This window comes from Oscillospiraceae bacterium, from assembly GCA_022483045.1.
Taxonomy (GTDB): domain Bacteria; phylum Bacillota; class Clostridia; order Oscillospirales; family Acutalibacteraceae; genus Caproicibacterium.
This window is the reverse complement of sequence record JAKVOA010000002.1, coordinates 432,896-451,963: the sequence shown is the minus strand read 5'-3', so window position 1 is coordinate 451,963 and position 19,068 is coordinate 432,896. Positions and strand designations below refer to the sequence as shown.

The 19,068-nt window shown below is 49.4% G+C and carries 17 protein-coding genes, 1 tRNA gene and 1 pseudogene; 15 read left to right on the top strand and 4 right to left on the bottom strand.

The annotated features are described in order from the left end of the window. Entirely contained in the window at positions 1 to 1,038 is a 1,038-nt protein-coding gene (locus LKE53_11065) for an NTP transferase domain-containing protein (protein MCH3973274.1), read from the bottom strand. Between the two features lie 431 nt (positions 1,039 to 1,469). Here LKE53_11065 and ppdK point away from each other — a divergent pair, with 431 nt between their 5' ends. From ppdK to cobA, 7 genes are all read left to right on the top strand, one after another. Next, the gene (ppdK, locus tag LKE53_11060) at positions 1,470 to 4,139 is read left to right on the top strand and encodes a pyruvate, phosphate dikinase (GenBank protein MCH3973273.1); all 2,670 of its coding nucleotides are present in this window, start codon (positions 1,470 to 1,472) and stop codon (positions 4,137 to 4,139) included. 189 nt (positions 4,140 to 4,328) lie between these two features. Then, positions 4,329 to 4,793, top strand: coding sequence for a hypothetical protein (locus LKE53_11055; protein ID MCH3973272.1), 465 nt, complete (start codon positions 4,329 to 4,331; stop codon positions 4,791 to 4,793). A 164-nt stretch (positions 4,794 to 4,957) separates the two neighbouring features. Then, positions 4,958 to 5,947 (top strand): ABC transporter substrate-binding protein, encoded by a 990-nt coding sequence (locus tag LKE53_11050; GenBank protein ID MCH3973271.1) that lies wholly within the window; start codon positions 4,958 to 4,960, stop codon positions 5,945 to 5,947. Beyond that, entirely contained in the window at positions 5,937 to 6,938 is a 1,002-nt protein-coding gene (locus tag LKE53_11045) for an iron ABC transporter permease (GenBank protein ID MCH3973270.1), read from the top strand. The genes LKE53_11050 and LKE53_11045 overlap by 11 nt, the downstream gene beginning before the upstream one ends. Beyond that, complete coding sequence (locus tag LKE53_11040; protein MCH3973269.1) at positions 6,931 to 7,707, top strand: ABC transporter ATP-binding protein; 777 nt, start codon at positions 6,931 to 6,933, stop codon at positions 7,705 to 7,707. The genes LKE53_11045 and LKE53_11040 overlap by 8 nt, the downstream gene beginning before the upstream one ends. 2 nt (positions 7,708 to 7,709) lie before the next feature. Further along, a complete protein-coding gene (locus LKE53_11035) occupies positions 7,710 to 8,336 on the top strand; it encodes a bifunctional precorrin-2 dehydrogenase/sirohydrochlorin ferrochelatase (GenBank protein ID MCH3973268.1) in 627 nt (208 codons plus the stop codon). Beyond that, a complete protein-coding gene (gene cobA / locus LKE53_11030; GenBank protein ID MCH3973267.1) occupies positions 8,326 to 9,819 on the top strand; it encodes a uroporphyrinogen-III C-methyltransferase in 1,494 nt (497 codons plus the stop codon). The genes LKE53_11035 and cobA overlap by 11 nt, the downstream gene beginning before the upstream one ends. A 145-nt stretch (positions 9,820 to 9,964) precedes the next feature. On the opposite strand, the gene LKE53_11025 is transcribed toward cobA, so the two are convergent. After that, positions 9,965 to 10,393 carry a DUF6465 family protein gene (locus tag LKE53_11025; protein ID MCH3973266.1) on the bottom strand — a complete coding sequence of 143 codons (429 nt, stop codon included), beginning with the start codon at positions 10,391 to 10,393 and terminating at the stop codon, positions 9,965 to 9,967. 196 nt (positions 10,394 to 10,589) lie between these two features. On the opposite strand from LKE53_11025, the gene LKE53_11020 reads away from it, so the two are divergent. Next, positions 10,590 to 11,096, top strand: coding sequence for a phosphohydrolase (locus tag LKE53_11020; GenBank protein ID MCH3973265.1), 507 nt, complete (start codon positions 10,590 to 10,592; stop codon positions 11,094 to 11,096). A gap of 39 nt (positions 11,097 to 11,135) precedes the next feature. Here the strand turns inward: LKE53_11020 and LKE53_11015 are convergent, their stop codons facing one another. After that, complete coding sequence (locus LKE53_11015; protein ID MCH3973264.1) at positions 11,136 to 12,047, bottom strand: M20/M25/M40 family metallo-hydrolase; 912 nt, start codon at positions 12,045 to 12,047, stop codon at positions 11,136 to 11,138. Here LKE53_11015 and LKE53_11010 point away from each other — a divergent pair. Both LKE53_11010 and LKE53_11005 read left to right on the top strand, forming a co-directional pair. Beyond that, positions 12,020 to 13,276, top strand: a complete 1,257-nt coding sequence (locus LKE53_11010) for a DUF1906 domain-containing protein (GenBank protein MCH3973263.1) — start codon at positions 12,020 to 12,022, stop codon at positions 13,274 to 13,276. The genes LKE53_11015 and LKE53_11010 overlap by 28 nt on opposite strands. Before the next feature lie 81 nt (positions 13,277 to 13,357). Continuing rightward, a complete protein-coding gene (locus LKE53_11005) occupies positions 13,358 to 13,906 on the top strand; it encodes a hypothetical protein (GenBank protein MCH3973262.1) in 549 nt (182 codons plus the stop codon). A gap of 77 nt (positions 13,907 to 13,983) precedes the next feature. Here the strand turns inward: LKE53_11005 and LKE53_11000 are convergent, their stop codons facing one another. Beyond that, positions 13,984 to 15,045, bottom strand: coding sequence for an IS30 family transposase (locus tag LKE53_11000; protein ID MCH3973261.1), 1,062 nt, complete (start codon positions 15,043 to 15,045; stop codon positions 13,984 to 13,986). Between the two features lie 558 nt (positions 15,046 to 15,603). Here LKE53_11000 and LKE53_10995 point away from each other — a divergent pair. The 5 genes and pseudogenes from LKE53_10995 (at position 15,604) to LKE53_10975 (ending at position 19,048) form a co-directional block, all read left to right on the top strand. Next, positions 15,604 to 15,680: transfer RNA gene (locus tag LKE53_10995), tRNA-Arg, on the top strand. Positions 15,681 to 16,088: 408 nt separating this feature from the next. Next, positions 16,089 to 16,907, top strand: coding sequence for an AAA family ATPase (locus tag LKE53_10990; GenBank protein ID MCH3973260.1), 819 nt, complete (start codon positions 16,089 to 16,091; stop codon positions 16,905 to 16,907). Continuing rightward, positions 16,864 to 17,790, top strand: a pseudogene (locus LKE53_10985) (ParB/RepB/Spo0J family partition protein). Before LKE53_10990 ends, LKE53_10985 begins: the two are co-directional and overlap by 44 nt. A 71-nt stretch (positions 17,791 to 17,861) precedes the next feature. Further along, positions 17,862 to 18,146 (top strand): DUF5720 family protein, encoded by a 285-nt coding sequence (locus LKE53_10980; GenBank protein ID MCH3973259.1) that lies wholly within the window; start codon positions 17,862 to 17,864, stop codon positions 18,144 to 18,146. Positions 18,147 to 18,151: 5 nt separating this feature from the next. Further along, a complete protein-coding gene (locus LKE53_10975) occupies positions 18,152 to 19,048 on the top strand; it encodes a helix-turn-helix domain-containing protein (protein MCH3973258.1) in 897 nt (298 codons plus the stop codon). Positions 19,049 to 19,068: the final 20 nt, after the last annotated feature.

Sequence of the window (19,068 nt, the reverse complement as noted above, 5' to 3'; positions counted from 1 at the left end):
TTATCGCAGCACAGAATAGGGTTTCATTAAATCCCCTTCTGCAACTTTTTTGTTGTAAACTTGCACGGAATTGAGTAAAACATGGTCTTCTACCATAGCATTCTGCAAAATTGTGTTGGGTCCAATGGTACAATCCTCGCCTACTACGGTGCTACCCTGCAGGATACTACCCGGCAAAATGCACGAATAAGCGCCGATTCTCACATCTGGACCAATAATTACGCCGTCTTTGCAGGGAATGGAAATACCCGCCGCCATATGTCGCTGCAGCACCCTGTCCCGTGCAATTTGGTTGAGCGAAAACAGCTGCATGCAGTCATTCGCACCCAAAACTGCAGCAGAATCTTCTGCTGTAAAGGCACTGGCGCGTTTTCCACGGCCAATCAGCAGCGCAATGGCATCTGTCAAGTAGTACTCTCCCTGCGCGTTGTTGCTGGTAATATCGGAAAGGACTTCCAACAAATCATCGACAGCAAACCAATAGGAACCGGAATTGATTTCGCAGATTTTCTGCACAGCCTCGTCTGCATCTTTCTGCTCGACAATGCCTGCAAGCAGGCCGTCTTTGGGGCTGCGCACAATACGGCCGTATCCAACAGGGTCTTGTACCTGTGCAGAAATGACCGTAGCGGCATTGCCGTTTTCACAGTGTGCCTGCAGGGCAGCTGCGATGGTTTCGGGCGTAAGGAACGGCGCGTCTCCATTTAAAACAAGGACCTGGCCGCCGCGGTGTTCCTCTAAAAAGCTGCGGGCCATCATGACAGCATGGCCTGTGCCGCGGCGCTCGCGCTGCAGCACACAGCGCACCGGGTGCGCCGCAAAGGCAGTTTCATTTGCTTTGGCAAGGTATGCCTCTACCTGCTCGTGGCGGTGGCCCGCTACACAGCAGATATCTTTTATAGCAGCAGCCTGTACGGCATCCAGCACCCAGCGCAGCATGGGCTTAAACAGCACCTCGCTGAGCACTTTGGGGCGGTTGGATTTCATGCGTTTTCCTTCCCCTGCAGCAAGGACCACGGCACAATACTTTTCAGCCATACGGAAAGTGACCTCCTATAAGAATAGACACAGCCTGCCACATCGGCAGCCGCCTTTTTCATTCTATTACAGTATTTTATGGGCAGAAACAGCCCTCTCATTCACAAAAGTGAGAATGAGATACTACAAGTATAAGTATTTTTTTGGCGGAATGCAAGGCTTTTGTCGCTGATTTCCAGCAGCCGCCTAGAAAATGGGGCCTGAAAGAAGCGATTTTATGCAGCATACGTAAAAAGTAATAAAAAATACTGGAAATTAGCGCAAATTCATCTGGAATTTCACATGGATATTTGTTATAATGTTCGCGGGACTTTTCTAGCTTGAGTCCCGGATGGATTGTTATATCCTTTCATTTTGTTTCCCATCCCAAAATTTTATGGCAAACCTTAAAATCTGTGGGAATAGAAAAAATCTATAGGAGGATCAAGTCTATGAGCCGTAAGTATCTTTATTACTTCACCGAAGGCAGCAAGTCTTTTGAAGGCAACATGACTACGATGAAGAACATTCTGGGCGGCAAAGGCGCTGGCCTGGCCGAAATGACCGCAGCCGGCATGCCGGTTCCGCAGGGCTTCACCATTACCACCGATGCCTGCACACAGTACTACACCGATGGCCGCCAGATCAACGAGGATATCCAGAAGGATATTTTCGAGCACATGAAGGGCCTGGAAAAAATCACAGGCAAGACCTTTGGCGACAACAGCAACCCTCTGCTGGTTTCTGTCCGTTCCGGCGCACGCCAGTCTATGCCCGGCATGATGGATACCATCCTGAACCTGGGCTTAAACGATGACGCTGTCGAGGGCCTGGCCAAAAAGACCAACAACCCGCGTTTTGCATACGACAGCTACCGCCGCTTTGTTCAGATGTTTGCGGATGTTGTCATGGGCGTTTCCAAGAGCCTGTTTGAAGACGAAATTGACAAGATGAAGGCTGAAAAAGGCTATAAGAGTGACATCGACCTGACCGCCGATGACCTGAAAAAGCTGGTCTCCATCTTTAAGAAAATCTATGAAGACAACGAGCACAAGCCTTTCCCGCAGGACCCGAAGACACAGCTGATTGAGGCTGTAAAGGCTGTTTTCCGCAGCTGGGACAACCCCCGCGCCAACGTTTACCGCAAGATGAACGAAATCCCCTATGAATGGGGCACTGCTGTCAACGTACAGCAGATGGCATTCGGCAACAGCGGCGACAACTCCGGCACAGGCGTTGCATTTACCCGCAACCCGGCAACCGGCGAAAAGGCTCTGTTTGGTGAGTACCTGATCAATGCACAGGGCGAAGATGTTGTCGCCGGCGTGCGCACACCTTCCCCGATCAGCCACCTGAAAGACCAGATGCCCGCCGTTTACGACGAGTTCTCTTCTATTGCAACAAATCTTGAAAACCACTTTAAAGATATGCAGGATATGGAATTCACAATTGAAGACGGCCACCTCTATATGCTGCAGACCCGTAACGGCAAGCGCACCGCAACCGCTGCATTGAAGATTGCCTGCGACTTGGTCGATGAGGGCATGATCGATGAAGAAGAAGCAATCCTGCGTGTAGAGCCGCAGCAGCTGGACGCTCTGCTGCATCCGCAGTTTGACCCTGAGGCTCTGAAGAAAGCCGAAGTCATTGGCAAGGGCCTGGCTGCTTCTCCGGGCGCTGCCTGCGGCAAGGTTGTGTTCTCTGCTGAGGACGCAAAAGCTTGGAAGAAGAACGGCGAAAAGGTTGTTCTGGTTCGTCTAGAGACTTCTCCGGAAGACATCGAGGGCATGCAGTCTGCAGAAGGCATTCTGACCGTCCGCGGCGGCATGACCAGCCACGCTGCTGTTGTTGCACGTGGCATGGGCACCTGCTGTGTTTCCGGCTGCGGCGAAATTGTTGTCGATTATGACAAGAAACAGTTTACACTCGGCGGCAAGACCTATAAAGAAGGAGACTACATCTCCATTGATGGTTCCACCGGCAACATCTACGGTGAAGCTGTTCCGACTGTCCCGGCTTCCATTACCGGCAACTTCGGCCGCTATATGGCATGGGCAGACAAGGCCCGCACCCTGCAAGTACGCACCAACGCAGATACCCCGCGTGATGCAAAGCAGGCAAGTGACTTTGGTGCACAGGGCATTGGCCTCTGCCGCACCGAGCACATGTTCTTTGCCGGCGACCGCATTAAGGCAATGCGTGAAATGATCGTTGCAGAAACTGTTGAAGAGCGCAAGAAGGCTCTGGCAAAGATTCTGCCGTATCAGCAGGGCGACTTTGAGGCTCTGTACGAAATCATGGGCGACCGTCCGGTTACCATTCGTTTTCTCGACCCGCCGCTGCATGAATTCCTGCCAACCAAGGAAGCTGACATTAAAGATCTGGCAGCAGACCTACACATCACCGTTGCAAAGCTGAAAGACGTTATCGCCTCTCTGCATGAGTTCAACCCGATGATGGGCCACCGTGGCTGCCGCCTGACTGTCACTTATCCGGAAATTGCAGAAATGCAGACCACAGCTGTCATCAATGCCGCAATCAATGTGACAAAGAAGACCGGCAAAAAGATTGTTCCGCAGATCATGATTCCGCTGGTAGGCGAAGTCAAGGAATTGAAGTTTGTTAAGAACACAGTTGTTGCAACTGCAGACAAGCTGATTAAAGATTCCGGTATTGATCTGAAGTATGAAGTCGGCACCATGATCGAAATCCCGCGTGCAGCTCTGACTGCAGGCAAGATTGCTAAAGAAGCTGACTTCTTCTGCTACGGCACCAACGATCTGACCCAGATGACCTTTGGCTTCAGTCGCGACGATGCTGGCAAATTCCTGGATGCCTATTACGACAACAAGATCTACGAATCCGACCCGTTTGTGCATCTGGATACAGAAGGCGTTGGCCGTCTGATCAAGATGAGTGTTGAAGAAGGCAGAGCTGCCAACCCGAAGCTGCATGTCGGTATCTGCGGCGAGCACGGCGGCGACCCGAGTTCTGTCGAATTCTGCCACAACGTGGGTATGGACTATGTTTCCTGCTCTCCGTTCCGTGTGCCGATTGCACGTCTGGCTGCTGCACAGGCTGCTGTTAAAGAAAAGCGCGCAAAGGCAAAAGCTGCAAAATAAGGTTTTCCCTGCTTTTTAGCATCGCAAAATCCTAAAAAAGCCCCCCGATTCTGTATGGAATCGGGGGGCTTTGCGTTTGCTTCGTTTTGCAGAGCCCCAAACGAACCCTGGGCGGCTTGCGGGCGTGCACATTTTTTGTTATAATATTTTACATACATTTTTGCATGCAGCCGAAAGGAAGTACACCACATGTCCAACAGCCGGTATGATATACAAAACCTAAAAGTAACCCAGTGGGCCGCGCTGATTGTTCAGGCCGCACTTGCAGTGCTTTTTCTGCTTCCAGCCGGCACAACACTGGACGGCAGCGCCCCTGTCAACTCAATTCAAATGGGCCTTTTGTATCTGCGCTACGGCGACCTAATGCACTTTATCGGCGGGCTGCTGTACTGTGCGCCGCTGTTTGTTATTCCGGTAGCGGTATGGCTGGTTACACTGCTGCGCAAGCCGCGCGCAAACTACGGTATCTGCATGGCCCTTTGCGCCTGGGAAACCATTTCTTCTTCCATCTTCTACACCACAGCTGCACACCGAATGAGCGCTGTTTTAGTAGCCAATTTTCTATGCTATGTGGTGGTTTTTGTGGAAATCATCGACCTCGCGCTGTTTACCCGCGCCTTTTTGACCGCATGGCAGCCCCCCAAAAGAAAATAGCTTACTTAGAAATTTATATACCGCAAACGGGGCGGATCGGCTGCATTTTTTCAGCTGTGCCGCCTTTCCTTTGGAAAATTTTCCTTTTCCTTCTGGTAAAGAAATGGTATACTGTCTAAAAGCATTACTTTATCATTTTTATAAGAATTGAGAGGAAGAAAAACATGAAAAAACTATTTATACGCATACAATGCCTGCTTTTAGCCGCAGCAGCGGCGTTCTCTATGGCCGCGTGCACCGCCGGCGGCACAGGCAGTTCCTCTGCTTCATCGGCAGCCACGTCATCGGCCGCCGATAGCACAGCAAAAACAGCTGTCACGTTTCAGGATGCCCTTGGCCGCAGCGTGACGGCAAGCCGCCCAAAGCGGGTGGCGGTTCTGATTGGCAGCTTCAGTGAAATCTGGTGCCTTGCTGGCGGAAAAGATACCATTGTAGCCTCTGCCGACGACACCTGGACCGAATTTAACCTGGGTCTGAGCAAGCAGGTCATAAATATTGGCGGTGTCAAAAGACCAAGCGCCGAAAAGATTATCTCCGCAAAGCCGGACTTTGTCATTGCCAGTGCCAACACGACAGAAGATGTCGCTTTAAAAGACACTCTGGAAAAGGCCGGCATTAACACCGCTTACTTTAACGTTAGTTCTTTTGACGACTACTTAAAAATGCTGAAAATCTGCACACAGATTACCGGCTGCACCGAGCGCTATACCCAATACGGCACTGCCGTACAGACCCGGGTAAAAGCCGCCAAGGCGCGCGCCACCGGCAAAAAGCCAACGGTACTATATGTGCGCGTGACTGGCTCTAGCTGCAAAGTAAAAAGCAGCAAAGACAACGTACTGGGCGAAATGCTGAAAGAACTCGGCTGTGTCAACATTGCCGACAGCGATAAAAGCCTGCTGCAGAATCTGAGTATGGAGTCGATTTTAGCCGCGGATCCGCAGTACATTTTCTTGGTCCTGCAGGGGACAAACTCTGCCGCAATCCAAAAACGGCTGCAGAGCGAAATACTTTCCAACCCAGCCTGGCAAAAGCTGACCGCTGTTAAAAACCACAAATACTACTACATGGACCAACATCTTTACAATCTAAAACCAAACGAGCGCTGGGGCGAAGCATACGAAGGGCTGGCGAAGATTCTTTATGGCAAATGACCGTTCCCGCAAAATCCGTCTGCTGATTTTGCTGGCAGCCGCGGCTGTCTTCGCTGTGTTTTTGAGCATGTGCCTAGGCTCTTCATTCCTTTCCCCGCGGGAGATTTTACAGGTACTCTCCGGAAAAGAAAAGGGTTCGGCCGCAACCATCCTTCTGTATGTGCGCCTGCCACGTACCTGCGGCTGTCTGCTGGCAGGGGCCGCACTGGCGGTTTCTGGCACCATTATTCAGGGCGTACTGGCAAATCCGCTGGCCGCGCCCAACATTATCGGCGTCAACGCAGGAGCGGGCCTGGCGGTCGTGCTCATCTGCGCGATTGCGCCGCTTTCGACAGCGGCAGTGCCGTTTGCCGCATTTTTCGGTGCATTTTCAGCCGTTCTTCTGGTGCTGCTGATTGCGGAAAAAGCGGGCACTTCCCGTATTACACTGGTACTGGCAGGTGTGGCTATTTCAAGTATCCTTTCGGCAGGCATTGACGCCTTGGTTACCATTTTCCCGGACGCACTGAACGGCTACACGGATTTTCGCATCGGGGGAATGTCCAGTCTGACCATGGCGCGCATCGCTCCCTCTTTCTGGGTGATTGCCGCCTGCCTGTTGGCCGCGCTGCTGCTTGCCAACGAACTGGATATTTTAATGCTTGGTGCAGAAACGGCCCAAAGCCTGGGGTTGCGGGTGCGGGCTGTACGCATTGGTATGCTGGCGCTGGCGGCGGCACTGGCGGGCGCCGCGGTCAGTTTCTGTGGTCTGCTGGGGTTTGTGGGGTTGATTGTGCCGCACATCATGCGGCGGCTGATCGGCGAAGAAAGCCGTCCCTTAATTGCCGCCTCTGCTCTGGGCGGAGCAGTGTTGCTGACCGTCTGTGATGTCGCCGCGCGCACGCTGTTTTCTCCCTATGAGCTGCCGGTCGGCATTGTTTTGTCCCTGATTGGCGGGCCCTTCTTCATCTGGCTGCTGCTGCGGCAGAGAGGAGGGCGTATCCATGATTGAAGTCTGTGGACTTTCCGCCGGGTACCGGCAAAGACCAGTGCTGCACAACGTGAACCTTGCTTTTCTGCCGGGAAAAGTCACCGTGCTGCTTGGGCCGAACGGCTGCGGAAAAAGTACACTGATTAAAACCGCTATAGGTCTTTTGCCATCAATTTCCGGCAGCATTCTGTACGACAAAATTCCCATCTCCACGATGAGTTCTGCACAAATCGCGCGCAAAGCGACTTATCTGCCCCAAAGCCGCAGCGTCCCCGCTATCCTGGCCCGGCGCATGGTGCTGCACGGGCGCTTTGCCTATCTGTCTTTTCCGCGCCGCTACCGCAAAGAGGATTTTGCCGCCGTAGAGGACGCGCTGAAATGGGCAGATGCGCTGGACATTGCCGACCGCCCCATGCCAGAACTCAGCGGCGGGCAGCGGCAGAAAATTTACCTTGCCATGGCACTGGCGCAGCAGACCCAGACGATTTTTATGGACGAGCCGACCACCTACCTAGACGTACGCCATCAGCTGGAAGTTATGCAGGTGGCCCGCCGCCTCGCAAAAGAGGGGCGGGCAGTCGTGCTGGTTTCGCACGAGCTGTGCCTTGCCATGCGCACAGCTGACCGGGTCGCGGTGCTTTTCGGGCAGAAACTGCAGCAGACCGGCACCCCGGACGAGGTGTTTTCCAGCGGTATTTTAGATCTGGCCTTCGGCATCCGCTTTTGCAGAACCAAAACCGAGAGCGGCTGGCAGTACTACTGTCTACCGGCAAAACAGGGAAAGGAGTAAGCATGTCTTATTTTCCACTTTTTATTGAACTTTCGCAAAAGACCTGTCTGGTCGTGGGCGGCGGAAAAGTCGCGTACAGAAAGGTACAGAAGCTTCTGCCCTACGGGCCGCAAATTGTCGTGACGGCACCAAAAATCAGCGCCCCTCTGCGCGCACTAAAAGGCCCAGTCTTTTACGAGCGGGCTTTTCGCGAAACTGACCTTGCGGGCTGTACCCTGGTTATTGCCGCCACCGCCGACAAAGCGCTTAATCACACCATCAGCGGCCTGTGCCGGCAAAAAAGCATTCCCGTAAATGTGGTAGACGACAAAGAAGCCTGCACATTTCTGTTTCCGGCACTGGTAAAGCGTGGACCGCTGTCGGTCGGCATCTCGACCGGCGGCGCAAGCCCCGCAGCAGCGGTTTCCGTAAAAGAATTACTTGATTCCCAGCTTTCGCAGCAATTAGGGCCTATTTTAGAGAGCCTTTCCCAAAAGCGTGAAGCTGTAAAGGCTGTCATCCCAGAGGAACCGCAGCGTGCGGCACTATTTGAAGTACTTTACCGTGCAAGCATAAAAAAGGGGAAGCCGCTGACAGAGGCGGAGTTTCAAGACCTGCTGCACAGAGCGGAGGAAAGCCATGGCTCCTAGAACAGGCTGTGTTTTCTTGGTAGGCGCCGGCTGCGGGTCATCTGACCTCATCACGCGGCGCGGCTGGCAGCTGCTGCAAACCTGCGACACCGTGGTATACGACGACCTGATCGCCGCGGACCTGCCTGCCGCTGCTCCGCCGAAAGCAGAACGCATTTATGTGGGCAAGCGCTGCGGCAGGCATTCCGCTTTGCAGAAGCGAATCAGTGCCCTGTTGGTGGAAAAAGCGCGGCAGGGCCGCCGGGTGGTCCGTCTAAAGGGCGGCGACCCCTTTGTTTTCGGACGCGGCGGGGAAGAAATCCTAGCGCTGCAAGAAGCAGGCATTCCGTATGAAGAAGTACCCGGCATCTGCTCGGCCATTGCCATTCCCGCGGCAGCGGGCATCCCGGTGACACACCGCGGCCAAAGCCAAAGTTTTCATGTAATTACCGGCCATACTGCCGACTCTGCCGACGGCCTGCCCGACTCTATGGACACATTGGCGCGGCTGCCGGGCACGCTTGTCTTTTTAATGGGCCTGCACAATCTTCCAAAAATTGTCTCTCGCCTGACAGCGGCCGGAAAGACACCAACCACCCCGGCCGCTGTCGTTTCGGGCGGCAATGCGCCATTTCCGGCCGCTGTGCGCGGCACTCTGGACAACATCGTACAAAAAACGCAAAAAGCCGGTGTACAGGCACCCGCCATTATTGTCGTCGGCGCCGTGGCCGCAATGGATCTTTCCCCAACGATTTTCCGCCCGCTGCGAGGCGTGCGCGTCGGCGTGACCGGCACACCTGCATTCAGTCAAAAGCTGTCGGCGCTGCTGCGGGAACAGGGTGCCGCCGCAGTCAGCATGGGAAGCGCCGTCTGCGAAGCGCTGCCGCTTTCGTTTTTGCTCTCGTCCCTGGCGGACGGCAGCTGCCACTGGATTGTCCTGACAAGTGCAAACGGCGTACATTTTTTTTGGGAACAGATGAAACTACAGAATTTAGATATTCGGCAGCTTTCTTTCTGCAAATTTGCCGTCATCGGCGCAGCAACCGGCACTGCTCTGCGGCAGTACGGCATTTCTGCTGATTTATGCCCAGCGGAATACAGCAGCCGCGCGCTCGCCCAAGCCCTTTGTGATACAGTAAAGCCAGAGGAAGACATTTTTCTTTTCCGCTCCGCAGATGGGGCAGCTATTCTGCCGCAGATGCTGCGGGACCACAGCCTTGTCTGTCGGGAATTTCCGCTTTACCGCCTGGTCTCGCAAAGTGGAGAGCCGTCTTTTTCTGTACCGCTGCAGTACCTAACCTTTGCCAGCGCAAGCGGCGTCCAATTTTTCTTGAATACACACCAAAAGATTCCGCTGCACACCACCTGTGTCTGCATTGGGGACAGCACCGGGGCCGCGCTGCGGCAGTTTGGCGTCTCCGCTTTTCTAACCGCAGAAAAAGCAACCGCCGAAAGCATGGTGCAGGCTATCTGCAAAGACCGGGCGCAAAAGCAGCCCCGGTAGATTTCTGTACCTACATTTTTTCATAAAAAATAAAACGTCTTTCAAATAGGCATAAAAACACCCCGTTTGTCTGCGGCATATCATTCTGCCTGGCAAACGGGGCCATTGCAATTTTTCAGTATTTTCTTACACGAGCCGTTGTGCCTTAAAGATAGATTTTTCCTTCTTTTCCGTTAATCACATAATAGGCAATGCCATCCTCAGGCTTTACATACAGCCGGCAGGAGTGGATCGCGCCCTTGCTGGTCATGTGGTAATCGGCCTTTGCACGCTCAACCAGGTCGGTGCACAGCACCTCGCGGCTTCCCCACTGCACGTACACCTCGGGCATCAGCCCGGAAGCGGCCTTTTTCCCAGCAGCGGTCGCTTTTTTGCCGGTCTCTAAAATGGTTTCGCTGGCGGCTTTCATCATTGGCTCTGCTTTTCCGGCAGCTGTCTTTACGGCGGAAACGGTCTTTTCAGCGGTCTCTTTCGCCATGCCGCTGACTGTCTGCGAAGCTTTGTAAACAGCGTCACCGACTGGGCTTAATTTTTCTTTAAGTTCCTCTTTTGTCAGCTTCTTTTTTTCTGCCATCATACAATCTCCTTTCCATTTTTCACTGCGGGCTGATTTTCTCTATTTTTATTGTAGGCGATTTTACGTACTAAATCAACCTAAAAAAGTTTTCGTTTTCTAACAGGTTTTACGCAAAGCCTGCTTTTACCCCTTATTCTTGCACAGGTACCAAAAACTATCCCGTCCATTCTGAAAAACCTGCAGGAGGTGCTCTATGGCAAAGCAAATTGACCGGCTGCTGCTGGAGATGGTTGACTACGACAGTGGCGACGCCAAACGGATTCAGCATTTTATTAAAGTACACAGCTTTGCAAAGCTGATTGGAGAAACCGAGCATTTGCCTCAGAATACTCAGTTTTGTTTAGAAGCTGCCGCTGTTGTGCACGACATCGGCATTCATGAGGCCGAGCGGAAAAACGGCGGCCAGTGCGGCGGTGCACTGCAGGAAAAAGAAGGGCCGCCGCTCGCGCGAGCAATGCTGCAAAAGCTCGCTTTTCCGCCGGAAGTGACCGATCGCGTCTGTTATTTGGTGGGGCACCACCACACGTATTCCGCGATTGATGCCCTGGACTATCGGATTTTGGTGGAGGCCGATTTCTTAGTGAATCTGTACGAAGATACTACTTCCCGGGAAGCGGCATTTTCCGCCTATCAGCGCATTTTTCGCACAACGACTGGGCGGCTGCTCTGCCGACAAATGTTTTTAGAGCCAAGGAAATAGGGCGTGACGGAAAACAAATAAGAACCGGAGACTTAGTATTCACATATTCTCTGCCTGACTCAACATAATCGAAAGCGCAATTTCAAGACCTTCTTTCAAACTGTGCTTGTCAATCCACTCCTCACGGGTATGTGCACCACTGCCGCGAACGGTGCCAATCGTATTTGCCAAAATTCCGAGTGACAACGGGATATTACTATCAGTAGAATATGGACTGAAGTCGAGTTCTCCAGCGTAATAACTGGAAATAACATCGGCACTGTGGGCTGTGAACTTCTTAAGAGCAGTTTGATTAACAGGTCCGTTTCCATGCCGAATTCCAAGGACATCTACGGAGAGTGTTCCCCCGCAACTTTGAAAGCCCTCTAATGTCTGAGAGAATTTCTGTTCCATGATTTCAAGACAGCGCTGAGATGTAGAACGAAATTCATAGAGCAGAGAGGCCTCTTGCGGCAGAGAGTTGACGGTTGTTCCACCTTCGATTCTTCCTACATTATATGTTGTTTTTTCCTCGCTGGGTGGCTGTATGCGGTAAAGTTTCTCCACAAGTCTGCAAAGAATTTCAATGGCGTTAGGTTTGCCAAAGTCCAGATAAGAATGTCCGCCAACTGTTTTGCAAGTAATCATGTAACGATAGGATCCGACTGCATTGCTGGTACATTGAGGAATATAGCCATCAAAGGAGTAAAATGCACGAATCCGTGAACCATATTTTGCAAACAATGCTTTTGTTCCATCAAGATTTCCTAGTCCTTCCTCACAGCTATTAGCAACCAGCAAAGCTCCACATTTCATCTTCATTTGGTTCTTAAGAAGATATTTAGCGGCCATCATGAGGTTTACAAGATTAGAGGTATCGTCACCGATTCCAGGCGCATGCAGGGTATACTCATGTAGGTCGTTATCTGACAGGTTCTGTTGGAATAGAACATACACCGAAATATCTGACATCAGCAGAAGTGAAAAATATTGAAAATGCAGGATTATCGGTATTCCCGATATATCAGGATGGAGGATATGAATTAAACTATTTTAAGGATCCGTCTCAGGGAAGTGTTGATGCACAGACAGCAATTTTAGCAGCCGAGAGAATCGGCATACCAAGTGGAACGACTATATACTTTGCAGTGGATTTTGATTGTTATTCGTATCAGATTGATACATTTATTATACCTTATTTTGAACAGATTCACATGATCTTTTTTAGTTCGACAAATGATAAAAACTATAAAGTCGGCATTTATGCACCAAGATATGTATGCACTAAAGTTTATAAAGCAGGATTGGCAAGTAAATCTTTTGTGGCAGATATGTCGACTGGGTTTAGCTGTAATTTAGGATATTCGATGCCGAAGAACTGGGCGTTTGATCAATTTTGTGAGTTGAGCTCATTTTCTTCATCACCTTCGTTTCCGCTGGATAAAGATGCGTATTCGGGAAGGGATTCCGGATTTAAAAAGTTCGATGCTGTATCAACAAAAACAGACGAGGAAATAGCAAAAGAGAATCTTCGAGCGAAGGTAAAAATTGCACGAAATCAATATGTTTATAATGTAATGGAGCCGCTTGGTTATCTGAAAAAAATTATGGACATGGGTGTGGAGTATGATAAAGAAATTACACTTGGAGAGATTGTAAGTTCAGAAGGTATAATAGAAATATCTACGAAAATTTCTACATCTATTGAAAGTTCAACCGGAAAAATTTATAATGTGAATGTAGCAATAGGAAATGATGGTGGCTTGACACAATCATGCAAGAGTCAAATTACAGCAATATCGACTAATTTGGTTAATACTGGAGTAGATGGTGCTGATAAATTTGGTGATATATTGGAAAATATTGCACTATCAGTTAAATCAGGAAATATTACTTTTGAAGTAGAAAATGTTTCAGCGAATAGTGCGGAATTTTCCATTACGTGTAGCACACCGGACCTGTTACCGGAAGAGGAAGATGAATGGGCAATATCAGTTGCATTAATATTTAAAATGTCATTTAATTCAGATAGCGGAAAGGAATTTGAGGTTGCTAAATTTGCAGAAGCAGCGTTGCCAGTGGTAGCTGCAGTTGCAGGGGTAGTGATTGTTGCAGCATTGTTACCAGAAGGTGCGATTGTAGCGATTATTGAAGCATTGACTGTTAGTTCATCCGCTTTGGCAGGTTTTGTAGGAGCATAATATATAAGTATAATTAACGATTGGGGGATTCCTTTTTGAATAGGAATCTCTCAACGTATTTAAGGGAAGGATGGAGTAAAAATGATTATAAAGTCTATTATGACCGATGAAGATAGAAAAGCATTAGAGTATATGCTTTCGTTAGAATATGCTATGCCATATCAATTACTTAAGACAAAAAATAATAGAAGGAAAATTATTTATATAATGACACCAGTATTATTTTTGTTATCAATCGGCTGCTATTTTGTAAAGAGTTATCCGATGTTTTATGTGGGAATGGGGATTTCTATTATTGCATTGATTTGGATTATTTGGTTTCAATCTAAGGGAAAAAAATTTGAAAATAATGTCCATGAATTTGTATGGAATAAATCAAGATATAACAAAGTGGAAATTGATGTTCAGGGAATAAAATTAGAAGATAAAAAGATCTGTGAACTTAAAGAAATAGATAGAGTCTTTTTGCACAAAGGTTTTTTCTTTCTCATAACGAATGAAAAGAAGTTACTTGTACTAAAAACAGTAGGTGTAGAGACAGAAGAACTTATTAAGATTATTAAAGAAGCTGATATCTTATTTGAAAAAAGAGAAGAACCATTTAATATTTATGAATATTGCAAAAAATAGTAATTAAAAAAAGAAAAAACATTTAATCGAAAATTGCAATAACAAATTGAACACTCAGAAAGAATAAAAGTGTGGGGTCATGGCCGAGCACAAATCAAGTCAAGTTGGGCATCGAACAGTTCTTCTGGTGCGAGGTAACCAAGCCGCTTTCTCGGCAGTGCGTTTATCTCATCTGCAAACATTTGGACAGCTTCATTAAAGTAGTTTTGAATGGACACCCCTTTAGGTATGAAACGCCTCAAGACACGATTTGTACGCTCATTTACTGGCCGCTCCCAAGCGGAATAAGGATGTGCGAAATAGACGGTAGTTCCCAATGCCTCAAATGCAGAAAAAGCTGCGAATTCACTGCCATTATCCGTTGTAATACTGCGGAATATCTCGCCGAATCGTTCCCCAAACTGGTCGTGCAACTGCCTCATAGCATCGGCGATTCCGTTCGTTGTTTTCCCATCTACCCGAAAGGCGAGACAGTAGCCGGTCAATCGCTCCACAATGGTAAACACTACTGGCTCACCTTTCTTTTTTCGTCCAAGCACCGTGTCCGATTCCCAGTGGCCAAAGGTGTTTCGCTGATTCACTTCGGCCGGCCGTTCATCCAGACTTTTGCCGTTCAAACGTTTGGAAATGCGGGGGTTCCCACGCTTTCTCCTTGTCAGAGCCTCAGGAAGATCAAAGGGCGTAAGCACTATCTCGCCTTTCCAAAGAAGGTTATAGAGTGTTTTGGTACAGGAGATTTCATCTGCGGGAAACAAGCCTTTGCTCCTTGCATGGCCTACGCAGGCATCGAACGACCATTTATGCACACGCACCTGCTCCGCTGTCCAGCGAAGGAAGGCCGAGTCTCTTGGTATGCTTCTGGTGCGGCGGCAGTGGCTGCGGTTCGCACAGTATACGGCGGCTCCTCTCTTTGCAGTGTATCCGGGCCTGCGACCGTGACCGCAATAAGGAGGCGTTCCGCGCTGCAGCTCATAACCGACGGTTGATGGGCTGCAATTGATCATCCGGGCGACGGCTCTGTTTGAATATCTTGAATATCCTAGCTTTTTTAGTTGTTGGATTGCTCCCCGTTCTTCTGCTCCCAGGTGCTGTCCACGCTTGCGTTCTGCCGAGATTATGATAGAATGACTATATTCCATGGCGTTTGGTCCCTTCTGTCAGAGTTTTGTGTGGTAACTTTATTCTAACAGATGAGTCCATTCACCATGGACCTTTTTATGTGTTCAATTCGATTTTACAATTTACCATTCACAATAACATTCTCAACAAGATAAAGGCTTTAACTAGGAAAGGAATTGCCATCGTCATATGCAGTCAGTGACTGTATGAACGAAGCGATCTGTCTTTATCCGAAGTTGGAAAACGTATACTGGATTGCCACGTCATTTTCGAGCACGATATGACTACAGAAGCAGCTGCCGCAAAACTGATGTGGGCCCTAGGAAAAACGAAAAATTTGATGAAATAACCCGAATCTTTGCGATCAATTATGCAGACGAGATTACAGTCCATGCATGATTATCCAACACAGTTTGGCAGTTTGACAACAGGCACTTTTGTGCGCTATAATAACATACAGTTTTGTCTGTATGCGTCTCTGTAGCTCAGTTGGATAGAGCGACCGCCTCCTAAGTCTATGAAAGTCCTTGCATTTAGGGCCAAAATGCGATAGGCTGTGGATGCAAAAAATTAAATACGTCTCTGTAGCTCAGTTGGATAGAGCGCGAGCCTCCTAAGCCCGAGGCCCCCGGTTCGAATCCGGGCAGGGACGCCAAAAGCAATGCCGAAAGCCTTGATTTATCAGGGTTTTCGGCTTTTCTTGTTTCCGGAGGTCTGAGTGACCAGGCAGTTAAATCTTCTGATACAGACTTATCAGTATCCGGCTTTAATGCACTTACACAGTCAAAATTCCCAGCTAACAAATGTTAGCAGAAAAAACCGATTCTGCTAACAAAATCGCCTTTTTTGCAAACATGGGCAAAAAAACGGCTAAAAATATTGCTAACAAAAAAAGTGTTCGGCTGGAAGTTCAATGTGTAATGAGAAGTATATTAGCGTCCATATAGAGCGTCATCTTCATCCTCGTTATTGTGAAGTGACGCTCTTTTTTTATGCCCCAGAGGAGGTGAGAATTTTGTAGTGCTTGAAATTTCCTTACCATAAAAGGACGGAGGTGAAACTTATGAATACGGTAATGGCAATAGCAAATCAGAAAGGCGGTGTGGGCAAGACAACCACCTGCGAAAATCTCGGCGTCGGCCTCGCAAACGAGGGAAAGAAAGTTCTCCTGATTGACGCTGACCCACAAGGCAGCCTGACGGCTGCGCTTGGCTATGCACAGCCCGATCAGCTCGACACCACTCTTTCCACCCTGCTCAGTAAAATCCTCACAGAGCAGCCCCATGACCCTTTGGAGGGCATTCTGCATCATGGTGAGGGCATTGACCTGATGCCAGCGAACATTGAGCTGTCCGGCTTGGAAGTGTCGATGGTCAACGCGATGAACCGGGAACGGGTTCTCAGCCAATATGTCAATGAGGTCAAGCGCAATTACAATTACGTTCTGATCGATTGTATGCCTTCTCTGGGGATGCTTACCGTCAACGCCCTGACGGCGGCTGACAGCGTCCTGATCCCGGCTCAGCCGCAATACTTATCCGCCAAAGGGCTTGAACAGCTATTGCAGACGATCAACAAGGTCAGGCGGCAGATCAACCCCAAACTCAAAATTGAAGGAATTCTGCTGACAATGGTGGACGGGCGCACCAAATACGCCAAAGAAATCAGCGAACTGGTCAGAAGCACCTATGGAAGCAAGATCAATGTTTTTGCGCAGGATATTCCGCGTTCGGTCCGAGCAGCCGAAATGAGTGCCGCAGGTAAGAGTATTTTCGCCTATGACCCCGGCGGCAAAGTAGCAAGTGCCTATTCTTCACTGACAAAGGAGGTGATGAAAATTGAAAGGCAGCGACAAAAAGATAGAACTGAAGGGGTACGATGATATTTTTACCCCTGATGCCGCCACGGCTACCGGCGAGCAGGTTCGGGAGATTGCCGTTGACCAGCTTTTTCCGTTCAAAAATCACCCTTTCAAGGTGCTGGACGATCAGGCCATGCTTGATACCGTGCAGAGCATCAAGGAACATGGCGTATTGGTTCCTGCAATCGCAAGGCCCCGGCCGGAAGGCGGCTACGAGCTTGTGTCGGGACACCGCCGCCAGCACGCCTGCCAGCTTGCAGGCATCGAATCCATGCCGGTTCTGGTACGCAATCTTGATGATGACGCGGCGACGATTCTCATGGTTGACAGCAATTTGCAGCGAGAGAACATCCTGCCCAGTGAACGTGCTTTCGCTTTCAAATTGAAGTTGGAGGCAATGAAACATCAGGGAAATCGGGCAGATTTAACTTCGTCCCAACTTGGGACGAAGTTGGAAAGCAAAAGAGCCGATCAGCTATTAGCTGAACAAGCCGGTGAAAGTCGTAATCAGGTTCAGCGTTATATCCGCCTGACAGAGCTTATCCCAGAAATGCTTGCAATGGTCGATGACCGCCGCATGGCGTTCAATCCTGCTGTTGAGCTTTCCTACCTCACCAAAGACGAGCAGCAGTAGCTTTTTGAAGAAGTAGAAAACTGTCAGGCAACCCCTTCTCTTTCTCAGGCTCAGCGGCTCAAAAAGTTTTCACAGGAAGGTAAACTCAGCGAAGATGTGATTATGGCTGTTATGAGCGAGGAAAAGAAAGACATCGACAAGGTGACGCTTCCTGGCGAGACCATCAACAAGTTTTTTCCAAAGTCGTTTACCCCAAAACAGAAACAGGATACGATCATCAAGCTGCTGGAACAATGGCAGCGAAAACGGCAGCAGTCGCTTGAACGTTGAGCGATCCGCTGCCGTTTTGCCATTTCTGATGGGATATTTACTTCAAATACGAAACGAAAGAAGGAGGCCGTATGAACTATATCAACTCTCCATCTCCAACTGTCATTCAGGGGCATGATCTCCTTGCGCTGGAACGTTTTTTTGATACTACCCGGCACATGATCGAGTTTGATGTGCTGACCCATAACTCCCCCGTCGGAGATAAAGGTTATAAGTACCGGGTGTTTCTGAGTGAAGAAGGCTACCAGAAAGCCTTATCAGCCCAAAAGCACGGCGACATCAGGATTTTCAAGCACGCGCGGGTGATCGAGGGTCATATCCTCTACGACACGAAAAAGCACCAGATGTCGAGGTGATTGGCATGGCGGTATTTCGCGTCGAAAAAAGTCAGAACTACACGGTCATGTCGAATTACCACCTGCGCGACAAGGAACTTTCGCTGAAAGCAAAGGGCCTGCTCTCGCAGATGCTGTCGCTTCCGGACGATTGGGATTACACGCTGGCAGGGCTTTCTCATATCAACCGGGAAAGCAAGGACGCGATACGCTCCGCTGTCAATGAATTGGAAGCTGCTGGCTATATCCGCCGACACCAGAAAACCGATGCCAGCGGGAAGTTCAGCGGCAATGAGTATGTCATCCATGAAAGTCCGGTTTCGTCCGAGCCGTTGTTGGAAAAGCCGTCGTCGGGAAATCCGACAACGGATAATCCGTCAACGGGAAAACCGTCGTCGGGAAATCCAACGCAATTAAATATAGATATAACAAATACTAAAAAACAAAATACGGAAGTATTAAATACCGATTCCATTCCTTTCCGTTCCGATGGAACGCAGGAGGCGGCAGCCAGGCTGCCGGAGGCGAATCGAAGGGAATCGGATGCGCAATATATGGATTCATATCGGGAACTGATCCGGGATAACATCGAGTATGACATTCTGCTGCACAATAAGCCATATGAAAAAGACCGGTTGGATGAAATCGTTGAGCTTATGACAGAAACGGTCTGTTCAAAACGCAGATATATCCGTATCGCTGGCAATGACTTTCCGGCTGAATCGGTCAAATCTCGGCTTCTGAAGGTCAACTCAGAGCATATCCAGTTCGTTTTCGACTGCCTTGATAAAAACACGACTGAGGTGCGGAACATCAAGCAGTATCTGCTCACAACAATTTACAACGCGCCGATCACTATCGACAATTACTATGCATCCCTCGTAAATCACGATATGTACGGCGAAGGCCGGTGTGGGAAATGAACCGCACCGGCTTTTTGCAT